This is a genomic window from Flavisolibacter ginsengisoli DSM 18119 (genome assembly GCF_900129295.1).
In the GTDB taxonomy this organism is placed as follows: Bacteria; Bacteroidota; Bacteroidia; order Chitinophagales; family Chitinophagaceae; genus Flavisolibacter; species Flavisolibacter ginsengisoli.
Genome location: NZ_FQUU01000019.1, coordinates 56631 through 78582, shown reverse-complemented (window position 1 = coordinate 78582; position 21952 = coordinate 56631). Strand labels below are relative to the sequence as shown.

10 protein-coding genes are annotated in these 21952 nt (G+C 43.7%); 3 read left to right on the top strand and 7 right to left on the bottom strand.

Annotated features, from left to right (window positions below):
- Nucleotides 1-383: 383 nt before the first annotated feature.
- Entirely contained in the window at nt 384-1340 is a 957-nt protein-coding gene (locus BUA53_RS17700; protein ID WP_072836727.1) for a sugar phosphate isomerase/epimerase family protein, read from the bottom strand.
- Between the two features lie 713 nt (nt 1341-2053).
- Between BUA53_RS17700 and BUA53_RS17695 the strand changes: the two genes are divergently transcribed.
- Complete coding sequence (locus BUA53_RS17695; protein ID WP_072836726.1) at nt 2054-3124, top strand: ankyrin repeat domain-containing protein; 1071 nt, start codon at nt 2054-2056, stop codon at nt 3122-3124.
- A 627-nt stretch (nt 3125-3751) separates the two neighbouring features.
- On the opposite strand, the gene BUA53_RS17685 is transcribed toward BUA53_RS17695, so the two are convergent.
- Nucleotides 3752-4324, bottom strand: coding sequence for a transposase (locus tag BUA53_RS17685; RefSeq protein ID WP_175546112.1), 573 nt, complete (start codon nt 4322-4324; stop codon nt 3752-3754).
- Between the two features lie 182 nt (nt 4325-4506).
- On the bottom strand, nt 4507-6393 hold the full coding sequence (locus BUA53_RS17680; protein ID WP_072836723.1) for a hypothetical protein: 1887 nt from the start codon (nt 6391-6393) through the stop codon (nt 4507-4509).
- A 245-nt stretch (nt 6394-6638) separates the two neighbouring features.
- Between BUA53_RS17680 and BUA53_RS17670 the strand changes: the two genes are divergently transcribed.
- On the top strand, nt 6639-8405 hold the full coding sequence (locus BUA53_RS17670) for a hypothetical protein (protein ID WP_139256481.1): 1767 nt from the start codon (nt 6639-6641) through the stop codon (nt 8403-8405).
- A gap of 58 nt (nt 8406-8463) precedes the next feature.
- On the opposite strand, the gene BUA53_RS17665 is transcribed toward BUA53_RS17670, so the two are convergent.
- Complete coding sequence (locus BUA53_RS17665) at nt 8464-9780, bottom strand: IPT/TIG domain-containing protein (RefSeq protein ID WP_072836720.1); 1317 nt, start codon at nt 9778-9780, stop codon at nt 8464-8466.
- 824 nt (nt 9781-10604) lie between these two features.
- Between BUA53_RS17665 and BUA53_RS21715 the strand changes: the two genes are divergently transcribed.
- Nucleotides 10605-15560 (top strand): PKD domain-containing protein, encoded by a 4956-nt coding sequence (locus BUA53_RS21715; RefSeq protein ID WP_072836719.1) that lies wholly within the window; start codon nt 10605-10607, stop codon nt 15558-15560.
- A 79-nt stretch (nt 15561-15639) separates the two neighbouring features.
- Here BUA53_RS21715 and BUA53_RS17655 read toward each other — a convergent pair whose 3' ends face one another.
- The 3 genes from BUA53_RS17655 to BUA53_RS17645 all read right to left on the bottom strand — a co-directional run bounded on the left by BUA53_RS17655 (nt 15640) and on the right by BUA53_RS17645 (nt 21890).
- Nucleotides 15640-16446, bottom strand: a complete 807-nt coding sequence (locus tag BUA53_RS17655) for a hypothetical protein (protein WP_139256480.1) — start codon at nt 16444-16446, stop codon at nt 15640-15642.
- A gap of 162 nt (nt 16447-16608) precedes the next feature.
- Nucleotides 16609-18420: a UvrD-helicase domain-containing protein gene (locus BUA53_RS17650; protein WP_139256479.1), complete on the bottom strand. Its 1812-nt coding sequence runs from the start codon at nt 18418-18420 to the stop codon at nt 16609-16611.
- Nucleotides 18421-18623: 203 nt separating this feature from the next.
- On the bottom strand, nt 18624-21890 hold the full coding sequence (locus BUA53_RS17645; RefSeq protein WP_072836716.1) for a TonB-dependent receptor: 3267 nt from the start codon (nt 21888-21890) through the stop codon (nt 18624-18626).
- Nucleotides 21891-21952: the final 62 nt, after the last annotated feature.

The window sequence follows — 21952 nt, the reverse complement described above, 5'->3', positions numbered from 1 at the left end:
ATTACAGCTCAATGGCCGCCTATACTTTTAGCACAGATCCTTCCTGCCCCAGGATGATCCCGTCATTCGTCACAATAGGCAGGGTCAGATGATAGTTAATTGCAGGCATACTTATTAATCGGGGAAAAGATTCCTTTCTATTAATGCTATTGTACTTGATATGCCCGCAAAATATTAACGGCTTTCTCTTGATAATTATAAATCTTATGAACTGGCTATTATTTCAACTCCATATTTATTATACTTTAAGAAAGGCCGCAATTAATAAAGCCTTTTGCACCTAAGAAACTACAAACTACAAACCACAAACTTCAAACTTCCCTGTGCATCTTTATGCCGCTCTGTCACCGTGGTTCTCTTACTACCGACTCCAGACTTCCGACTCAACTAAGCATTGGCGTTACCTTTTCCAACAAAGCCTTTGTCTTGCGGATGCCTTCATCCTCACTGAGCTTTTCTCCTTCGTATTCTATACCAATATATCCCTTGAAGCCTGAGTCTTTAATGATCTGGAGCATGCGCACATAATCTGTCTCCACGCAATTGCCATTGGCATCGAAATCTATGGTTTTGGCGCTAGCACCCTTGGCATACGGCATCATTTGCTTCACGCCTTTGTAACGATCATATTCCTCGATACATTTTCCACTCCATGTACCTCCCCCTTCTCTTTTTACGCAGAAATTATTGAAGTCCGGCAGCACACCCACATTACTCCTGTTCACGCCTTTCATCAGCCTTACCATCCAGTTGCCATCCGATGTGTAATGGCCATGGTTCTCCACGATGACATTAATATTTTCCTTGCCCGCGTATTCACCCAATTGCGACAGGCTTTCTATGGCTGCTTTCTGCACATCCTCCGCACTGCCATCACCAAAAGCATTGACCCTGATGGTGCGACAGCCCAGGAATTTTGCAGCATCCACCCATTTGTAATGGTTCTCTACTGCCTGTTTTCTTTTGGCTGCGTCGGGGTCACCCAGCGATCCTTCACCGTCACACATGATGAGGTGGTTGGTCACACCATTATCCTTGCAACGCGTTAACAGTTCACCGAGGTATTTCGTGTCATTGGCCTTATCCTTAAAGAACTGGTTGACATATTCTACCACGCTGATGCCGTATTGTTTTTTAGCTATGCCAGGAAAATCCAGGTTAGTGATCTTATTGGCAAACAAAGCTTTGTGCAGGCTCCATTCGGCCAGCGACATTTCGTAAAAGAACGGAGAAGCACCATTGGTGGCACCGGCAGCTTTAGAGCTGGAGCAAGCTGACACCAAAAAACCGAGAGCTGTGGCTCCGCCTACCTGGGTAAGAAATTCTCTGCGTGAAGACATAGACTATAAGATTTAAGATGTAATATTTACTATTTAAAATTTATTAGAACTATGATTATGATGCTTTCCTTTCCGGAGGCATTGAATAGGGAATTTAAGAATTAAGTTTTGATAGTTGAGGATTAGGGTTGATTTTTATTAGTTGATCAAGGGAACCGCAGCATATTGAACAAAGAAGGAACCGCAGAATTTCGAACAAGGAATTTCGAATGATGAAGGTTTAGGCTGGAGAAGCAATAGTTATAGCAGACTTTTCCTAGGATGAAGGGAAATAATGTTCAACAAACAATTTTCAATGTTCAATGTTCAAGGGAGGGCACACCGCTCATGTTGGCGTCCCCGCCAACGTGATAAACGTGGAGGCACTAAGAACTATTCTCACAATTGAACATAGTACTAGTTGGCGGGGACGTCAACAAGGGCGGCAGGAACCGCAGCATATCGAATAAGGAATGTCGAAGGTTTAGACTGGAGAAGCAATAGTTATAGCAGTCTTTTCTTAGGATGAAGGGAAATAATATTCAATAACCAATTTTCAATGTTCAATGTTCAAGGGAGGGCACACCGCTCATGTTGGCGTCCCCGCCAACATGATAAACTTGGAGGTACTAAGAATTTATTTTCACAATGGAATATATAGTACTCGTTAGCAAGAACGCCAATAAGGGCTTAGTGCTCAATAATTTTATTATTTTGTCGGCCAATTTGAACCAATGAAACAAACTGCATTTCGTATCCTGACGTTCTTCTCTGTGATATTGTTATCAATAGCACTTCATGCGCAGACAGGGCCATGGGCTAAATATGATGCTACGTTTAAAGGTGACGCCCTGGTACGTGAGGCAGATGCCGGCAACCTGGAAGAAGTGAAAAGCATTGTGGCAGGTGGTGGCAATGTGAACTACCAGTTGCCCTATACTTTTCTCACACCATTGATGGCAGCAGCTTCGGCCAACAAGCCGTCCGTAGTGGAATACCTGCTGCAACAGGGAGCCAAACCTGAATTGAAAGATAATAATGGTAAAACAGCGCTTGACCGTGCCCGGTCCTTTAATGCTGCTGATGTAGTAAAGCTGTTGTCAGCTAATTCCACAAAGAACACGAATACGCCTGCTCCACCTATAACTACAAAGCCAACGCCTGTTAATAATACACCGGCTGCCAAACCGGTGACTATACAAAAGCCCGTGGCTAATTCAAGTGCATGGCCTGTGGTTGGAACCTATAAAGTGGGTGATTCTATTTTGTTTTATGCTGGTGGCTGGAAGAGAGGTACTATAAAAGAAACTGGCACAGCCTACAATGCTGGTGCAAAGAATGCTGCCACGGGTGAGAATAAGTATTTGATCGTCCCCGATGCTTATAACTGGCCTGAATGGATGGATTGGAGCCAGGTAGTAGGTTTGACACGTGAAGGCTGGTGGACCAATTGGTTCATTGGCACCTGGAACCTTGGTGAAGTGATGGCCGTGAACACACGTACTGAAGGTAATTACGAGCACAATGAATATTCCTATCATACTGCTACAGATGTATTGCAGGTGCTTGCTAATGGTAGCTACATTTGGAAAACCATGGATGGCAAAACATTCAGGGGCAAATGGTCTGCTGATCCTGTAGGTCCGGGCATAGTCATCGAAAAAGGATATAAGGGATTGAACTGGACGCTGCGCAATCAATCAAGTGCCATCACCATGCATATCCGTAAGCTGGAAAGCGGGAGATTGTTTCCCCCTGCAGGCACGTATGTGATGGGTATTGCAGCTAAGAGGAAGATGAAGTAGAGAACTAAGATTGATAAGATTGAAGAGGATTATTGAGGAGGAAGGGAGGTTGACAGGTTAACAAGTTTACTTGTTGACAAGGGAGAAGAAGAATATTGTGAATATCGAAAGATGAAGGGGAAGGGAGGGTTGAAAAGTTGAAATGTTGAAGGTTGATAAGGAGAGAAAGGAATATTGAATTATGAAGAAAGAAAAAAGAACCACAGAGGCACAATGACACGAGGAACACGGAGAACAAGTGAATATCGAACAATAGAACAAGGAATATTGAATGATAAAGGGGAAGGGAGGGCCACGAAGACGCCAAGGACGGAAAGGAACACAAAGAAGAGAAGTTTTGGAGGAGAAGGTATAAAACTGATAGTCATGGAGAGGAACAAAGTAATCTTCCGATCACATCTCATGAATGCGCATAAAAGAAATAATACTCCACCCGGGGTCCCCGCTACACACAAATCCACGCCTGGGTAGACCCCGGGTGTGAACAATATTTTATTAAGCAATTAGGGGCATTAAACTTAAAGAGACCTCTATTATAATATTGCAGGATCTTAAAAGAAATGACTCTTCGCCCGGGGTCTACCCTTTCAGGGCTTTGTGAAGAGCCAGGGGGACCCCGGGTGTTTCTTACACCTCTTTTACATCATTTACCGAGACAATATTCTTATACGCATTTATTTTAGTACCATAATAATGACCAGCGCTACTATGAGGATATAATGTAAAGTCCTGGGCAAGATTCCATCTACCTCTTACAGGATTATAATGTATATAATTTAGCTTCTGCCATACAATTTCAATACTTGGACAGAGCTTTGCATCAAAACTTTCCTGGAACACTTTATACCGCTGCCCTTTTTTTCTTTCATTAGGCTTTACAGCATCATATAATTGTTGTAACAGGTCTTCTTGTTTTTGCAGTTCAAGGTTTTTGATAATATCATAAGCTAATAATCGCTTGGCATTACCCACGGTTCTATTTACAGTTTTTAAACTGGTCGGCAAATGAGCCAACAAATGAAGATGATTTGGCATGATGACATAGCCTATAATTGAACTATTATTTTCATTCAAATGATCAAACCATTTATAGATACTTTGATAAGTGTTGGCTATTTCAAAGAGTGAAATCCAACTGAAGCAAGTGAATGAAATAAAATAAATACCGTTGTCGCATTGTTGTTGCAGCCTTACTGCCATGCTATTAAGATAGAAAAGAACCATTAAACTTCTTTTTGGGATATGGGAATAAATTCACCCGGGGTCCCCCGCAACACACAAATCCACGCCTGGGTAGACCCCGGGTGGAGACATCTTCCTAAATAAGCAATAAAAAAATCCGGGAGTATATCCCGGATTTTTTTATGCAGTCAGGTTGCTGTTTATTTCTGCATAGCCAGCGTAGCGCCGCCACCACTGATGGTTAGCACTCCGTTTTGGATGACTGCAGGTGCGGTTAATGTTTTTTCCTGTCCCTGGTCATCTTTAAAGGTCACTGTTATCGTTTTAGTTGCATTGTTGGCCGACCAGGTAGCAGTGTTACCATAAGTTTTTTCCTGGTCCACTTTTCTTACCGTGGCACAGGTGGTGCCGGGATTGTCATAATATATTTCATGGTATTTCTCGGTAACGTTACTGGTTCCACCGCTTGCAAAGCTGATGCTGGCACTCAATAGCTGCTCTTTGTTGATGTACTCCGTAGTGCCGCAAGTCCAGCGCCAGATCTCGTGCATGGTAAAAAGGTCAACACCGCCTTCGTTCCATTTGGTGATGGTGAGAGGGCTCACACTTACCAGCATTTTATCCAGGGGAATATTTAAGGTGGCCTGTATCTGTTTAGAGCCATTGCCATAATTGCTGGTATAGTTTACACGGAAGGTTAAATTGATCACGGTTTCTATGATGGGCGCTTTCAGACTCAGTTTGATCAGCTTACCCTTTGCACCATCCTTTATTTCCACGTTCACCCGGTTATCACTTACCTGGTCTACTGTATAGCCTGAAACATACAGCTTTTCATTTTTAGCTGCGGGAACCTGCAATTCAGGTACATAAGGCAGGAACTGGCCCAGGTCGGTCATGGCTGTATTATAATTATTGATGCCATTAATGATGCCGGCAAATACAGGAAAGGCTGTTGCGTTCTGGCTATTGACGTTTACTAACTGCAGGCCTGCACTATAGGTATATTCCTTATCGAGCTCAAACTCCTGCGCGGTTATCCGTTGCTGTTGGGTATCGTCAATTTCCAATACGGCAAAAGGATCATTGATGTCTTTGATACCTGTTGCTGTTTCAAAGAATCCTTTCGATGCTTCTGTAACAAAAGTGGATACAAAAGCCCAGCCGGCTTTGAGTCTTCCGCTGGTAGCCTTCCGTTCTTCATTGGCAGCATTGTATGCTTCTTTTAATTTAGCGGTATAGGCATTACTGGCCTCCACTCTTTGCTGTTCTCTTGCAGCTTCACATTGCTCTGCCTGCAGTTTTAAATTATTGGCATTGCCAATATCACCATTATCCCAGTACATCTTTTGCTTGCGCCTTAGCTCCTCGCAATCACCCTGGGTATTCTCCCTGTAATTGCTCAATGGATTATTGATAAATACCTGCTTAAAATCGTTCAGCCAGCTTTTATTGGCATCGATAAGCTGTGCATAGGTTCTTTTTTCTTCAGCAGGCAAGGCATCTACGATCGTCTTGTTCTTATTGTAGGATTGCTGTAAAAATGTATTCAGGCTATCACGGGTGGAGGCACGCATATTACCCGATTGCACCTGGGCATCATATGCAGCTTTGGCATCTGTAACCTCTTTCAATGCATTATCCTGCTGGTTTTTGATATACAGGTCTACATCTGCTATTTTATTAAATGTGGTAAGCTTCAATGATCCTGTGGCTGTTTTACCATCAGCAACTGTCATAGTAATTTCCTGGGCACCTGTTGGGAGTTCGGGCACCATTATATAATAAGCATAGGTGCTGGCAGCAAATGCTTTTGAGTCTGCATAGGCGTCAACAGTGGCCGTACCTATATGTACAGGCACAGTAGTAGCTGTCAGACTTTGAGGTTTGGTTCCTGCCGGCAACTGCAGTTTAATGAACTGGTAGGGCGCAGCCTGGGACACGGATACTGAAAGATTCAAATCGGTTGGTGCGGGAGGCGGTTCCGGGTCAGAATTACTTTTCTGGCAACTAACCAGGTACAGGCAAAAAAATGAAAGCAGCGAAAATAATTTGCCTGCATGTAAGCGGTACGAAGCAGTTTTCATTGGTCTTGATTTAATTGGCGAATATAGAAGCAGTATGTACCATATAAAATACTCCTTTGTGGGTATTTTTCTTATTCAACTGTGTTATATAGCAAATTACAATGCCTGCGCACTCTTGAAAAATCAGCAATTGAGCTCTATATTGAGGGGGTTTATTAATGTTTTTCAGGAACAGAAAACAATAAGTACAGTTTTCTTCCAGGTTGTACAATGCAGTCCTCGGAGAAATGATCAAAACCTTTGCTATGAAAACAACTGCTGCTTCCCTTTTTATTCTATTCATTATATGTGGATGTAAAAAATCTACTGACCCTAATAATCCTGTTGATCCATCGTTGAATTATACGCCGGTTACACCCTATACGCCCGTCTTCACTTCTTTGATCACCTATATGCACAGCAACAGTCAAACCAACAATCCTGCGCAAGTATCAATCAATGGAGCTTACAGTAATTATAATCTCCAGTATAATGCTTTTACAAGTGGAGTGATACAAACTGATTTGTTCAGAACCCAGGTATTTGAACACAATAACCTGACTGCTTCGGATCTGTATTATTTTCATACGCCAAGGGTTCTCCCATTAACACCTTCTTTCCAGAATTATGCAGATGCCACAGTGATCCCGCGTGAACTGGTTTATAGTGCCAGCTCGGGAGCTGACAATGGCTATTTCTGGCTGCCTGCTGGTGGCAGTGTATCCTATGGACCACTGGACCCGGCTAATTATCCAAATGGTGGCCTCCAGGGATTTGGATATGCAGCATACCTGAACCCGGTGGCAAAAGGTTTTGCATTAAGCATGCCTGATTTCAGCGTGGACTCTGTCAATAAACGATGGTTTTTGCGGTCCTTCGGTTCCTACTGGCTTGACACTTATTTCCCGGCCAATAAAGGGGTAAAACTGACCATTCCTATTCAACCATCCATGCAGGCTGGTGCACCTGATTCAGTACCCTCTTATAAATATGAGAACTGGAAATGGGTACGTGGGGCTATGGCAAAGAAAATCAATAATACTTACCAGGTGCCTATCAGTACCAGCACGCTGTGGAACATAGCCATGCCGGTAGCAGGTGTATACCTGAAAGTGAACCTGCGTTCTGACAGTGCGGCCACACTCACCAATATGAAGCTGGTTGCTAAAATAAATGACCAGGAAGTAGCGACCGGACGTACCAATGCGGAGGGCAGTGGGGTATTGTTTGTTCCGGCCAATGAAAAGATTACCTTATACGTGTACCCTGACCAGTACAATTACCAGGATGAATATCCCCTTAACAAAACAAAAGAGATTGGATCATTCCCCACCGCATCGGAGGTTGACGTGAACATACCCATAAAAACAACACCAGGGCTTACCACCCTGTATGGACGGGTATATGATTGTGTTGGAAACCCTGTTCAGAATGGCACCGCCCTGTTATCTGTTTCGAATGTAATGCCGCGTGAATATTATGTGCCCATTAAAAACGGAAGATTTACTACCTCAATATATTTACAGGGAGGCTACGACGGTGTATATGTTAGCATCCTGGATCCGGGTGGCGTTCGCCAGGGTGGTATTGCGGAACTGGTGTTAGGATCGGGACCCTATGCGCAGCAGGGCAAGGAGTATGACCTGAATTTTTATACCTGCACAACATCTACCAAATTGTATTTTAATTATACGCTGGATGATAAAAAGTATTTACTGACTGATGATGCCGGCAGCGCATCTCCATTCATTACCTATTCAGGAGGGCATATCAGTAGTGTGAAGAATGGAACAGGAGTGGATATTGCCAGCGGCACGCTCACTGTAGGTCCGTGGAACTGGTTCACCAGTCCTGTAATGATCAATGGAGTAGCCTACCAGATAGACCAGTCGACAGGTAGCTACGAAAACTATATGTCACACGTAGATGCCGCAGGCACGGGGTATACAGAAGGTTGGGTGTATATAAACCTGAAGGACAATGCGGGGGCTTTTCATAAATTAAGCGCCACCTTCCGGCTGAAGAATAAATAACTAAATTGACTTTATAGATCCATCCATCCTGTTTATACAACAAAGGATGGATATTTTATTATGGATCATACCTGATGGCAAATCCCGAAGCGGATCCGCCGTTGGCCCTGCCAATGGCCCAGACCTTTTGGTCTTTGGTGTACATGGCTGAAATGTAATCCGCAGTGCGCAGGACAAAATCCGTATTCCAGGTTTGACCACCATCTGTTGTTTTATATATCCTATCCTTAAAGGCCGCATAGCCTACCTGAGAATTGACAAAACAAAAGGAATAAGCCTGGATAGGTAATGTGGTAAGCTGTGTTCCGCTAGTGAATTTATACATATTGTAAAATCCATCAAGGATGAAAACCGTGTTGGGATCTGTCAGCTGGATCTTAGCAAAGCTGTACTGAAGCTTCGTGCTAAGGTCGTATTCGGAATACACGCCATTCTTTTTATGGATCAATACCAGTTTGGTATTGGGGTAGGTTCCCGGCCAGCCGGCCATGACCATGTTCATGCTATCCAATGCGGATATATCGTAAAATCTTGTGTCTGAAGAATTGGCGGCATCCGTATGATAAGTACTGGTGTATTCCAGTGAAATATCTTTTGGTGAGAAAGACCCATTGACTTTATACACTCTGCCTTCCTGGTTGAGGATGTAACCCCTGAAAGGCTTATAGGTATATACGCCGGTGATGGACCTTCCCTGGAAATAAGGTACAGTAGTGATGGTGTCCAGGTGTGCCATGCTGAAAAGATAAAAGATGGGATCCTGCTGGTCGCGGTACATGATATCGAAGCGGTCCTGCTCCATCCAGATATGATCTTCATTGCAAACAGAAAGCGCATAGCCAAGGGTGTTACCTCCATTGAATACGCCGCCCCAGTTGGTACCACCGTCGAGGGAACTGGCTACGATTCCCGGACCCGAGATCATACCCCTGTTGTAATCGGAGAAAGCGATATTCCGCACCTGCTGCAATGGCAGGCCATTTAAAATGTCCAGTGAGGGGCTAACATATCTCCATCCATGAACAGCAAACGCAACTGAAATTGTCAGGGTATTACTGAGCCGGCCGTTTATGTAAGCACAAAGTGTATAGGATTTCTGTCCGGAGGTTAAAAGGTTAGCGGGAATATAGACAACGATGGTACTGTCGTTTACTGACTGTACCACCAGTGACAAAGAATCGATCTTCACAGATACAGTTGAAATATCTGTTCCGAAAAACTTTCCCGTGATGGTTAGCTTGTCGCCAGTGGTTGGATTGGAAGGGCTATAGGAAGTAATGACCGGGTTATTGGGAGTAGTTACCGGGTCCGAATCCTTTTTTGAACAGGAAAACAGTATGATTACTATCAGCAGGCATCCTAATAAAGATTTCATAGGCAGGTAGAATGATGATGCAAGATAATAGGTAGTGGGAGGAAGTCAATGGACAGTTGAAAAGTTGACTAAGTTAACAGGTTAACAAGGAGGAAGAATGGGTTGAAAGGTGGCAGGTTAAAAGATTGCTCAATCATACTTAAAAAACTATTCCGTCGCTTCAATGCAATCCAAAGATTCCTCGTGCCTCGGAATGACAAAATCCCGTCGTTTATGCTATACAGTTACTCCTCAATTTCCAAACTCCCCTTTTAAAGTCACTCTATTCGAATATAGTATTGACCACAATAGTTGACTTACTAACTGCCCCCGCCGAAGGCGGATTTGTGGAAAAGCATAGCCGCAGAATTGCGGGAAGCAAAAAGTGACATAACAAACTGCCCAATGCAAAAAGAGGATGAAGGTTTAAGCTAAGGGGCATTAACTATAACTATATTTTCTTGGGTTGAAGGAAAAGAAATGCTCAATGAGCAACTATCAATTTTCAATGTTCAGAGAAAAAAGAAGGGAACCTTTCAGTTCCCCTTCATGGTTTAGCCACCATATCAAGTCGTTCTATATTTCTTTGGGTTATTAAGCAACAGCAAGCTACCTTCATGTGAACCTATTTACAAGAATATACCTCCAAAGTTTACCACAGTTTATGCACAATGTTCAAGCATGTTCTTAACATGGACTTTGTCCAATAGTGATCGCTTGCATTTCATTCCCGGCAAAAGCCCGCTGAACACATGCAAATATGGGGTTCGTGAATTATCTTGTTGCCGGTTTACCATGATGTAAAGTACCCAAATGGTAAACCACTATAAACCAAACTGCTTGTAATGCCTCACGTATCCGTGCAAAAGCTATTGATCCTTTTGCTGCCTGCCTTTATGGCCAGCCTGGAAGGATATTCCCAACTCACTGCTGATTTTTCTATCAGCAAAGCCAGTGGCTGCTCTCCTTTAACTGTAAGCTTTACCAATAAAACCATAGGTGCCGGCAGTGGAGCCAGCTTTCAATGGGACCTGGGCAATGGCAATACCTCTACTGAAAAAGACCCCGCAGCTATATACACTGAGGAAAAAAGCTATACTATAAGACTTACTGTAACAGATGGAAACAAAACTTCCTCCAAAACACAGACTGTCACAGTTTATAAAAGGCCGGTCATCAACTTTGCAACAGATGTTGTAAAGGGTTGCGCCCCTTTGCAGGCTGGCTTTACAGCTTCGGTACTGCCAGGAGATGGCAATATTCAAAGCTATTTCTGGGACTTTGGTGATGGCAATACCGAAAGAGGATCCGGTGCCACGGCACAACACAGTTTTACCTTTGCCCAGCAGGCTGCAGTTAGCCTTACCGTGATCAACAGCATGGGTTGCCAATCCACGCTGGTAAAGGAAAGCCTTATTGAAGTATTGCCTGTGCTGGAGGCCAGCTTTGCTGCCAACCAAACCTTTTTATGCCGCATCAATGATGCGGTAACATTCACCAACAGCAGTAAAGGACCTGGTACATTAAGCTATGCCTGGACCTTTGGAGATGGCGGCATTTCCACCACCAAAGAACCGTCGCATGTATTTAACACCAGGGGCACCTATGATGTTTCCCTGCAGGTGAAAAGCTCGGAAGGTTGTACCAACACGAAGACCCTAACAGGTTATTTGAATGTGGCCAATTACCAGTCAGAGATCATTGCACCAAATATCAATTGCACAGGGCAGGAAATAAAGTTCCTTAACCAGAGTACTCCACAGCCTTTCATGACGCAATGGAACATACCTGAATTTGGAGATGGGTATACTTATGGCCAGGAAAGTGTTATTTTTTATGTTTATAATCCGGGGAGTTACAAGCTTCGTATGATCAACACCTTTGGAGGCTGCAAGGATACAGTGTACAAGGATTTTACGGTGAAAAAATCGCCAAAGCTCACAGGCTGGATCGCAGAAAGAGCCTCTCCCTGCGCCATTCCTGTGGACGTTCAATTTAAGGACACCACCAGCGATGCAGTAAAGTGGAACTGGAACTTTTTTTGTAATTACAATTGCCCCGCACCCAATGCGACTATCAAAGAACCTATTAAAAAATTTGATTTCGCAAGCACCTATAATGTCATGTTAACTGTGACCAATGCTGAGGGATGTTCCAATACCTGGTATCAATACCTGGACCTGAGACAACCTTATATGGCGATAGACATGTGGTCTTACAGCACACTGAATAACCTGCGCTATGGCTGCCTGGGGTTAACGTTAGGATTCAAAGCCAACCGCCCGGACCTTGTTGCATCTTATAAGTGGATATTCAGCGATGATAACAGCACTTCTACTGATGCCGAAGTGAAGCATGTTTTTAATAAAGCTGGTATTCACACGGTCACCCTGAATTATGTATTGACCAATGGTTGCACAGGTACTGTTACTTATGAAGACATACGTGTAAGGCCGAGGCCCAAGTTTGATTTCACTTCCCTTTCCGGAACAGCTATTTGCGGCAATACACCGGTACAGTTCTCTGCCACTGGTAATGAATACCAGGATTGGTACTGGGATTTTGGTGATGGAAAACAGGAATATCATTATGGCGGGAACAGCAATGGCATGAGTCATAAATACGAACAGGAAGGCACCTATACCATTACACTTAGCGGGCAGATAGAGAATTGTTTTGACACTGTGCAAAAGGTGGCTTATATACATGTGAGCCCACCGTTTCCCAAAATCAGCGGATATACCAACACCTGCGAGGGAACAAGAGGTTTGGTTGTGTTTACTGAAACATCCAAACAAACCAATAGCTGGAGTTGGGATTTTGGCGATGGCAGTTCATCTTCCTATACCAGTTATAAGGACACGATCCAACATACTTATACCAAAACAGGAACCTATAAAGCTGTACTTACTACAGTAAACGGGAGCTGCACCGTAAAGGATTCCATGTTGGTGCAGGTGTTGCTGAAACAATCACCACAGCTTAGCGCTGCCACCACCAATGTGTGCAGCAATGACGGAATGACCATAACCCTTGACCATTTGGAACGTAATTGGGCTGCTTATTATGACTGGGCTCAATATAGCACATTCAAGTTTGAATATGGTAATGGGGAGTTAGCACAGGTTTGGTCCTATGGCCTGGATAATTATGATTCTGATCCCGGTATGCATCTAAAGGTGCAGCAAATGAAAAGAGGGTCCGATCAGTTCCGTGTAGTCCTGGTCTCTGATCATTTTCAATGCTTTGATACCACCAATTATATTCCGATTAGTGTACGTGGCCCTATTGCTAATTATAGCCTGAAGCCCGCTTATTGCGATGCTACGCTCCTGTTCACCGATAGCTCGAAAGGATCTAACAATGTGCCCATCACCTCCTGGAGCTGGAGCTTTGGTGATGGACAGGGGGTGACCAATGCATCACCGGCGCCATTTACACATACCTATCCACAACCTTACTCCTATGATGTGTACCTGACAGTAACAGATGCAGAAGGCTGCACAGACCAGAAGTGGAGTCCATATGTAAGAGTAGGTGGGGTGCAGGCAGCATTTAATGTATCGGCCAACACCATATCGCCTTATTCTTCTGTGAGCTTTTACAACAATAGTTTTGATAACTATACTGGCAGTACCACCTACGAATGGCAATTCGGCGATGGTACGACGTCAACAGATTTCAACACCCAGCACACTTACACCCAGCCAGGCACCTATACAGTGCTGCTGCTGGCCAGGAATGGTACCTATGCCTGTACAGATACGGCGCTGCAGACCATTATTGTAAAATACATTAATTCAGCTTTTAGTACAGGCGTTTCTTACCTTAATAATAGTACCTGCCCACCCGTACTCGTAAACTTTACCAACACCTCCAGCAACGCCAGCAAGGTGACATGGGATTTTGGTGATGGTAGCAGGTCGGAAAATGTTTTCAACCCTTCGCATCTTTATACTTCTCCCGGAGTATATAAAATTTCGCTTACTGTATACAGTGATAATGGCACCAGCTATACTACGGTGGACTCAGTAGTAATAAAATCTGCTTCTCCTGTATTGACAGCGGACAGGTTCATGAGCTGCACTGCACAGTCAATCAACTTTAATGCCCCGGGAACAAACGGTCGGTCGTACACCTGGGATTTTGGTGATGGAGTGGTAAAGACCAGTTCAGATTCTACAATGGTTCACCCATTTTCAGCGGCAGGTGTATATGCGCCTTCTTTAATTGTGACCAATGCCCAGGGCTGTAACATTTCTGCCACCATGGTTAATAAGATCGTTATCGACAGCCTTCATATTGATATCGGTGCCATTCCATCCGCCTGCACCATTTCCAATATCAGCTTCCAACCAACCGTTATTAGTCTTGCAGCTGACAGGGCGCAACAAACATTGAATTACCATTGGGAATTTGGAACAGGTCTGGCGACAGATACCTCTAATCAAAAGAGTCCTCTATTTACATATTTACAACCCGGCAATTATTCCGTTCGCTTCCGAGTGGCCTCTCCTTCCGGATGTGTGAAAGAAACGACAAAGACAGTGGTGGTTGATGAAAAGATCAAGGGCATCATCAGCGGACCGGTTGCGATTTGTGAGGGAGGAACTGCGAGCTTTACTGGTACTGCAGCTTCTACCCCTCAAAGCTGGTCATGGAATTTTGGCCAGGGACAAACTTCTTCAGTTCAAAACCCTGTACCATTGACCTTCCGGGTACCTGGTCAATATACCATTGCCCTTATGCTTAAAAATGGTTCTTGTGTTGATACCAGTTTGCAGCAATTGGTGGTTCATTCCAAACCAGTGATCAACCTGGGGCAAAAGGAGATGGTATTATGCAGTGGCAGCACATTGACATTACATGCCAGTGGCGGAGCATTATACAACTGGCAGCCAGCCACAGGACTGGATAATAATACCATTGCAGACCCGGTGGCATCGCCTGCCAGCACTACTACCTATGTATTGGAAGCGACATCTGATTTTGGTTGTACTGCTAAAGACTCAGTCAAAATGGTTGTGGCGCCTCCAATGAACTTAGCAATCAATCCGGGTGTTACAATTTGCAGTGGCAACAGTGTGCAATTAAAAGCCACAGGTGCAGCGGCATACCAGTGGATAAGAAATACTTCTGGCTTGAATAATGCAACGATTGCCAATCCTGTAGCTACCCCGACTTCCACTATTACATATTACGTGGAAGGTCGCGACAGCTATCAGTGTTTTATTGATACAGCCAACGTGACCGTAACCGTCAATCCATTACCCACCGTGCAGGCAGGTGCAGATGTAGTGGTCACTGGTGGCAGTCCTTATCAATTAGAACCAGTGTATAGCAATGATGTAGTGGGTTATAGCTGGTTGCCTGCCAACGACCTGAGTTGCAGCGATTGTCCATCGCCATTGACCACACCTACCGCCGACAGGGATTATATCATTACAGTTAAAAATGCGTTCCAGTGTGCTGCATCAGATACCATCAAGGTGGTGACAGAATGCGGGGAAAGTCATATATATATTCCCAATGCATTTACCCCTAATGGCGATGCATTGAACAATACATTTACCATCCGGGGCAGTGGTGTAAAACTGGTTGCTTCCTTCGCCATCTTTAACCGCTGGGGTGAACTGGTATTTGAGAAGAAGAATTTCCTACCCGGAGATGCCGGTGCAGCATGGAATGGAAAATTCCGGGCAATGAATGTACCTGCGGGCAGCTATGTGTACCTGGCTTCCTTCCAGTGTGCTTCAGGACAAGTATTTTCAAAGAAAGGAACGGTGACCGTCATCTATTAAATTCATTCTGTAAATTATGAACCAGTGATATCCATTTTCAAACAGGAAATCATTGATTCATTATTTTATAGAGATTCTTCTAAAAAGAAAATCCCACCAGTATCCTTGCCTCGCTTCTCTCATGTTCATCCAACACCCTGTTTTTGGGAGACACATCAGTCTTGTGCAGGTTCCTGATCTGTGGTAAATAATTAGCAATAAAGAACCATCGGTCGCCGCGGTAGTTTAATGTAGGCCCTGCATACAGAACAGAGTTGTTCCAATGTCCTTTTGAAATGTCATTATGATTGACCACTTCCACACCCAATCCCAGGTTGATAGAAACATTATACATATAGGCGAGGTCAAATTCAAGGGGCGTTTCTTCCAGCTCCATTTCATTTTCACCATTTTCCCTTTCTGCCTCTGCTTCCAGTTCATATATGGCATTAAACGCAACCAGGTTTTTGCCAAATGAACGGTCGAGAATAATCTTTGCTTCCAGTTCCAGTTCATCTCCTTTCACTCCCAGTTCCCCATACAAGGCAACACCCAGTTTACTGGATGGATTGGTCACCTTCCATTTCCATTCATTACTGAAACCAATCTCGCTGGCATGAGCGATATTATTAGTACTATCTGTGAAGCTTTTCTGGTAGCGATTGAAATAGAACGCCGTCTGCACCTGTTTTCCCAGGCCAACTTCAAACTCCATACGCTGATCCATGGCATGAAAGTACTGGCCTTCGTGTCCAAAGCGGGAGGTGTGCCAGAGCTCAATATCAAAATTGCCTTTAGGCAATACGTTGGAAGTATAGGTGCGGGCAAAATACCTGTCCTGCGCCTGGGCATAATGAACGATAATGGTAAAAAGTAAAAGAATGCTAAGTTTTCTCATTGATCTCATAAAAGATGCAAAGCTGGTTTGTAACCAGTATTTGCCACCCCCGAAATAGGGAAAATCGTTTACGGAACAGGCAAATAGTTGACCAGGCTCAAATATTGAAAGAGATGCACGCTAAATTATAGGGATTTACACCCATAGTAGAAAAGCTTCTGATTTTAAATGCTATTCAAAGTCCGGATCAACCAGCTTTTTTAAACGGGATATGATAGCTCCCTGCTTTCTTCCGAAATGAGTTGCCATGGCGGTCAGCTTTGCATTTTGGTTATACATTTCCAATAGCTCTTTGTCTAACTCAGGCGTCCATGGTTTGTAGGCATTTTTGTAGGCCAACCTGATCTCTGAATAAGTCCTTGCCTTAGGTTTCGATGGTTGATTGGTTGCAGTCCAGCGCCTTTCAATTTTATGTTTAGGAAGTGACGCACTTTCATTGTGTTGATCCTTACCGGGATCCTTCGGAGTCTTAATTATATGAATGTGGGGAGAGGCCGGAAAATTCTTAGGCAATAAAGTTTCTGGTATCCGCAATAAACCTTTGGTTCGGGTGACAGCCACATAGAGCAGGTTGATCTCTTCATTATATTTAGTGTGGTTGATCTCATTCTTTTTCTTATCCTCTGATGCCAATTTTTCCAGTTTGGATTCCGTTATAAAATCTTCTGCCAATTGCACTGCATCATACTCCATACCTTTTGAACGATGTACAGTGGAAAATACCATTTCCGCCTTATGTTTTTCACTGTCACCTACATGCTTTTCTTTAAGGGTCCTGATAAGTGCAGGAATTTCATTACGATATTCCTTCACCACTTCAACCATCATTCCTAATTGAACATCCTCTGTTTTTTCGATATATTCTTCCAGGTCATCAAGATCCTTCATACTGCCGATCAATTTATCCCTTACAAGATCATATTTATGATTATACAGGTTCAAAATATCATACAGTGAGGCACCGTCATCTGCATAGGTGTAGGAATTGATGTTACCTTCAAAGTAGATATGGTTGACATCTTTATGTTCAGTAATAAACGTAATAGCCCTTAAGAGCAAGCCCAGGTTAGTTCTTGCTATGGTTGCCTTGAATTTTGACATCGGTGGCGTTCCTTTTCCCACAATGACAACAGGTTTCACTTCCTGCAAATGTTTTTTCCATGATAGTATTTCCATAGCAAGGTTGGCTATATCCTGTCCAAAACGAAAACTGTTGCTAAGATCATATAGCTGGAAATTGGTTTTATCCAGTGAATTTACTGCATGTCTCCACGAATAGATCTGCTGGTGAGAATCGCCTACAACTACCTTAATTGCCTTTTGATTTAAAAAGATGTTGAGCATGGCTGGTGAAGCATCCTGGGCTTCATCAAAAAGCATGTAATCATAATCCAGTACCGGGTGAGATAGCTGGTATAATTTCAGGTAAAAATCATGAGAAACCTCAAGGTGCCCACTATTCATTTTACTTAATAGCAAACGTGTTCCTTTTTCGATATGCTTATAAAATGCTTTAACAAAAGACCGTGCTTTGTCATCAGTTACTATACTTAAATAGTCCAGGTCCTGTACTTTTTCCGCCTCACTATTGCAGAAATAGGTCATAAATTTATTAATGTGATTGGCCAGGATATATTCTCCATGTCTTTCACCATTACCTGGCAATCCTAATATCTCAGCGATATCATAGGTCTTAAATTCCTTTTGGGAAACTTTAAATCCCTTATCAAAAACGATTGATTTATAAGCTAAAGAATGCGCTGTTTCTACCCTTACATTTTTTAGTCCCCTTTCGGCGAACCGTTTCTTCGCTTCCAACTTTACTGATTTATTATAGGCGAGGTAAAGGATCCTGGAATTTGCAGGCCTCGTAGCAGCATATTCAATAATGGTTGTTGTTTTGCCTGATCCCGCAACAGCATTGATCCGGATATTGCCTGATGATTGAATGATGGCTTGTTGTTCTGCTGTTAGATTTAGCATAAGCATTCCTCGTGTACTTTCTATTGATAGTGCACCTTTCAATATAGAAAAACAAAATAATAAAAAGAAGGATCAGGAAGTTTTGCCTGAAGGAAATACCTACCCAAATCTATTACCTGGAGTAAATGAAAAATGCGGGGATTAACAACCAGGCATAAAAAAAGCACCCTTGCGGGTGCTTTATAAAGAGACTATAACTGTTCTTAGTTAAATATATAACGTACGCCTAACTGAACCTGGAAACGGGAAGCCTGGCTGGTACTTTTCTGGAAAGAACTTGTCAGGGGAACCTGGTTGGCAGCATCCAGGTAAGGGAAGCTGAATACAGGCTTTCCTGCATTAGCACCAGTTGTTTCCACTTTCTTGAAGTTCAACAAAGCTGTTCTGTTGGCGAAATAGGTAGCACCCCAGTTCTTGTTCAACAGGTTACCAAAGTTGAAGATGTCAAGTGAGAAACGCAGCGTGTTAGTCTTGGTGTTCACTTTCAGGTTTACATCCTGTGAGAAGTTCAGGTCAAGACGCTTGTAAAATGGCAATAACAAACCATTTCTTACTGCATACTCTCCACGGTGCTGGCTCAGGTAAGGATCCTGGTTGATATAGGTATTTAACTGTCCCCAGATCACTGCAGGAGTGCGTGTATCCGCTGCATTTTCAGTAGTCAGTACAATATCGTTCTGATCCTTAGGAATGTAAACAAGATCGTTACCGCTTAAACCATCCCTGTTCAGATCTCCACCATATGTGTAACTGGCAGTTCCGCCGTTGGCTCCTTCAAAAGTAAAGCCGATAGAAGTAGCCAGGTATTTGGCGTATTCAAAACGATAGTAAGCTGCTGCTATCACACGGTGAGGCTGGTAGAAGTTGGAGAAAGACAAGGCATCAGCATTCGGATCTCCGGATACCTGGCGGTCTCTCCACATGGATTGAGCAATAGAACCACCATCGTTAACTGATTTGCTTTTACTATACGTATAGGCAACCATGGTGTAAAGGTTCTTTACATTACGCTGCAATTGTAAAGTAGCGCTGTAAGTATATCCTTTCGATGTATTTCTCATTAAAATAGCATCGGTGATATCCGGGCTTGTTGCCGTGTTTAAAACAGTATTACCTGATTTTATAGTATTATAGATCCTGGTACTGTCGTAGCGAATCCTGTTATCAGATCCTACTAAAGCAACACCTGTAGCAGGCAGGTTTACATTCTGTAAATACACTGCGTTCAGGTCTTTGCTATACAATCCTTCTACTGTTGCTACGATTCCAAAAGGAAGCTTCTGGTCAACAGCAAGGTTGGTCCTGAATACCTGTGGGAATTTAAAGTTCTGGTCTGTAACTGCCAGGTTATAGCTCACGTTGGCAGCTGCACCTGCAGGACGGTAAGCATCAACATCAGGAGAAAAAGCAACGCCTGAAGTGATCACTTTTGATCCGAAGTCAACACCATTGTTGCTGGCCTGGTTGCTGATCCATACAAATGGAGGAGGACCTGAGAAGATACCCAAACCACCACGAACCTGTGTTTGCTTGTTATCCATTACATCCCAGTTGAAACCAACTCTCGGACTCCATAAAATGGAAGTCTTAGGTGCTTCACCAGTGTGGATGCGCACACCATTACGGAAGGTTAAAGCATCAGCATTGGTATTGGCAATGAAGCTTTGCTTGAAAATTGGCACATCGGCTCTTACACCGGCAGTGATCACCAGGTTATTCAAGGCGCTCCACTTGTCCTGTGCAAAAAAGCCTAACTGGTAAGCTGCTACGTCAGCATAAGGGAACTCACCACCCTTACGTGCTGAGTAACGTACTTCGTAGCGGCTTGCGCTCAAAGATCCTGTGTTGGCACTCTTATAAAAGCTATCAAGGTTGGCAAACTGGTAAGCACCATAATAATTGGGTGCAAAACCGTTGCGGAACTTGTTATAGGTATTCTGTGTACCGAAAGTAAATGTGTGCTTGCCTTTGTACCAGTTCAGGATATCATTAAACTGCCATGTATCTGTATTCAACACGTTGAAAGCAGTAAATGGCTCATATCCGAAAGAGGTAAAGGTGCTTCCATTTCCGTTAGCAATATCCACTAGTGGAAAAACGCCACCGGGGCTGCTGCGGAAATCCCTCAGCTGGTTGTAACCCACCTGCACTTTGTTGGAAACAGAGTTGCTGATGCGCGTGTTCAATTCCGCAATAACAATATTGAAGTTGTTATTGATCACGTAAGAGGAAGAGAAGAAAGGCATAGCTGTGGTACTGGGCTGCCTGTTACTATTGATAGCACCGCTGTTGCTTGGAGGCACATTACGGTAAGATTTCAGGTAGTAGTAGTTAACGTTCAGCGTATTCTTCTTGTTGATGTTCAGGTCAACTCTTGCAGTGATCTTGTCACTATGGGTATCGAAAGTGTAATTCTCAAAAGGTCCTGTTTCATAACCATACTTGGTTTTAAGGAAGGCACTCAAAGCTTCCAGGTCTTCAGCCTTAGCCTGTGAGATACCAGATCCGCTTGAACCATTACGGCTGGCTACAAGGCTGGTTGCCGGCTGGCTTACTCTTTCCTGCTCACCGCTTACAAAGAAGAACAATTTGTTTTTAATGATCGGGCCACCGATGCTGGCGCCACGGTTATTAAAATTGAATTCCTGTTTGTTAATAGTGGTTGGTCCTACTTTAGTACCGGTCAGGCTTGGGCTTTTCCAATAACTGTAAACAGATCCTTTGAATTCATTGGTACCGCTCTTGGTAACAGAGTTAATACCTGCACCTGTGAAAGAACCCAGGGTAACATCATAGGGAGCGATATTTACCTGGATCTGCTCAAGGGCATCAATACTGATAGGCTGGGAATTGGCCTGGCCACCAAGGCCTGCTGCCAAACCGAAAGTATTATTGAAAGAAGCTCCGTTAACCGTAAGGTTGTTGTAGGAGTTATTACGGCCGGCAAAAGAGCTGGTACCGTAGGTTGCGTTACTGTTGGCTGTAGGGGTTAAGCGGGTAAGGTCGTTGATGCTGCGGTTTACTGTGGGTAAACGTTCAATCTGCTGGCGGTTGATAGATTCTGCAGAACCGGTACGGCTTCTGCTGAATACACGGCTTCCTGTGGTTACTGTAACCTCAGAAAGAGCACCTTCACTGGAGGTCATTGAAAAATCTGCCCTGTAAGCAGTTCCAAGTGTCAGCATGATGTCTGAACGCTTTTCAGTGCCGAAGCCTACGAAAGAAGCAGTCAGTTCATAAGGTCCTCCCACACGCAGGTTAGGCAGGTTGTAACGGCCGTCCTTGCGGGTTGAGGTGGAATAATGGGTACCTGTCGGCAGGTGGGTTGCTACAATTGTAGCGCCTTCCAGGCCTGTTCCTTTATCACTGGTCACCACGCCCTGGATCTCAGAGGTAGTTTCCTGCGCCATTACATGGCTTAGGGAAAGGCATAAAAGAAAACTAAGTAATACGGTCAGTCTTTTAAGCATAATGTGTTTGAATTTTCGGGCGCAAAGATGAAGTGTTAATGAATACAAAATGCAGGTGGGTA

Excerpts from the sequence above, each read along its gene's own strand:
- BUA53_RS17645 (WP_072836716.1), bottom strand. The coding sequence starts at position 21,890 with ATGCTTAAAAGACTGACCGTATTACTTAGTTTTCTTTTATGCCTTTCC.
- BUA53_RS17685 (WP_175546112.1), bottom strand. The coding sequence starts at position 4,324 with ATGGCAGTAAGGCTGCAACAACAATGCGACAACGGTATTTATTTTATT.
- BUA53_RS21715 (WP_072836719.1), top strand. The coding sequence starts at position 10,605 with ATGCCTCACGTATCCGTGCAAAAGCTATTGATCCTTTTGCTGCCTGCC.
- BUA53_RS17695 (WP_072836726.1), top strand. The coding sequence starts at position 2,054 with ATGAAACAAACTGCATTTCGTATCCTGACGTTCTTCTCTGTGATATTG.
- BUA53_RS17650 (WP_139256479.1), bottom strand. The coding sequence starts at position 18,420 with ATGCTAAATCTAACAGCAGAACAACAAGCCATCATTCAATCATCAGGC.
- BUA53_RS17700 (WP_072836727.1), bottom strand. The coding sequence starts at position 1,340 with ATGTCTTCACGCAGAGAATTTCTTACCCAGGTAGGCGGAGCCACAGCT.
- BUA53_RS17670 (WP_139256481.1), top strand. The coding sequence starts at position 6,639 with ATGAAAACAACTGCTGCTTCCCTTTTTATTCTATTCATTATATGTGGA.
- BUA53_RS17665 (WP_072836720.1), bottom strand. The coding sequence starts at position 9,780 with ATGAAATCTTTATTAGGATGCCTGCTGATAGTAATCATACTGTTTTCC.
- BUA53_RS17655 (WP_139256480.1), bottom strand. The coding sequence starts at position 16,446 with ATGAGATCAATGAGAAAACTTAGCATTCTTTTACTTTTTACCATTATC.
- BUA53_RS17680 (WP_072836723.1), bottom strand. The coding sequence starts at position 6,393 with ATGAAAACTGCTTCGTACCGCTTACATGCAGGCAAATTATTTTCGCTG.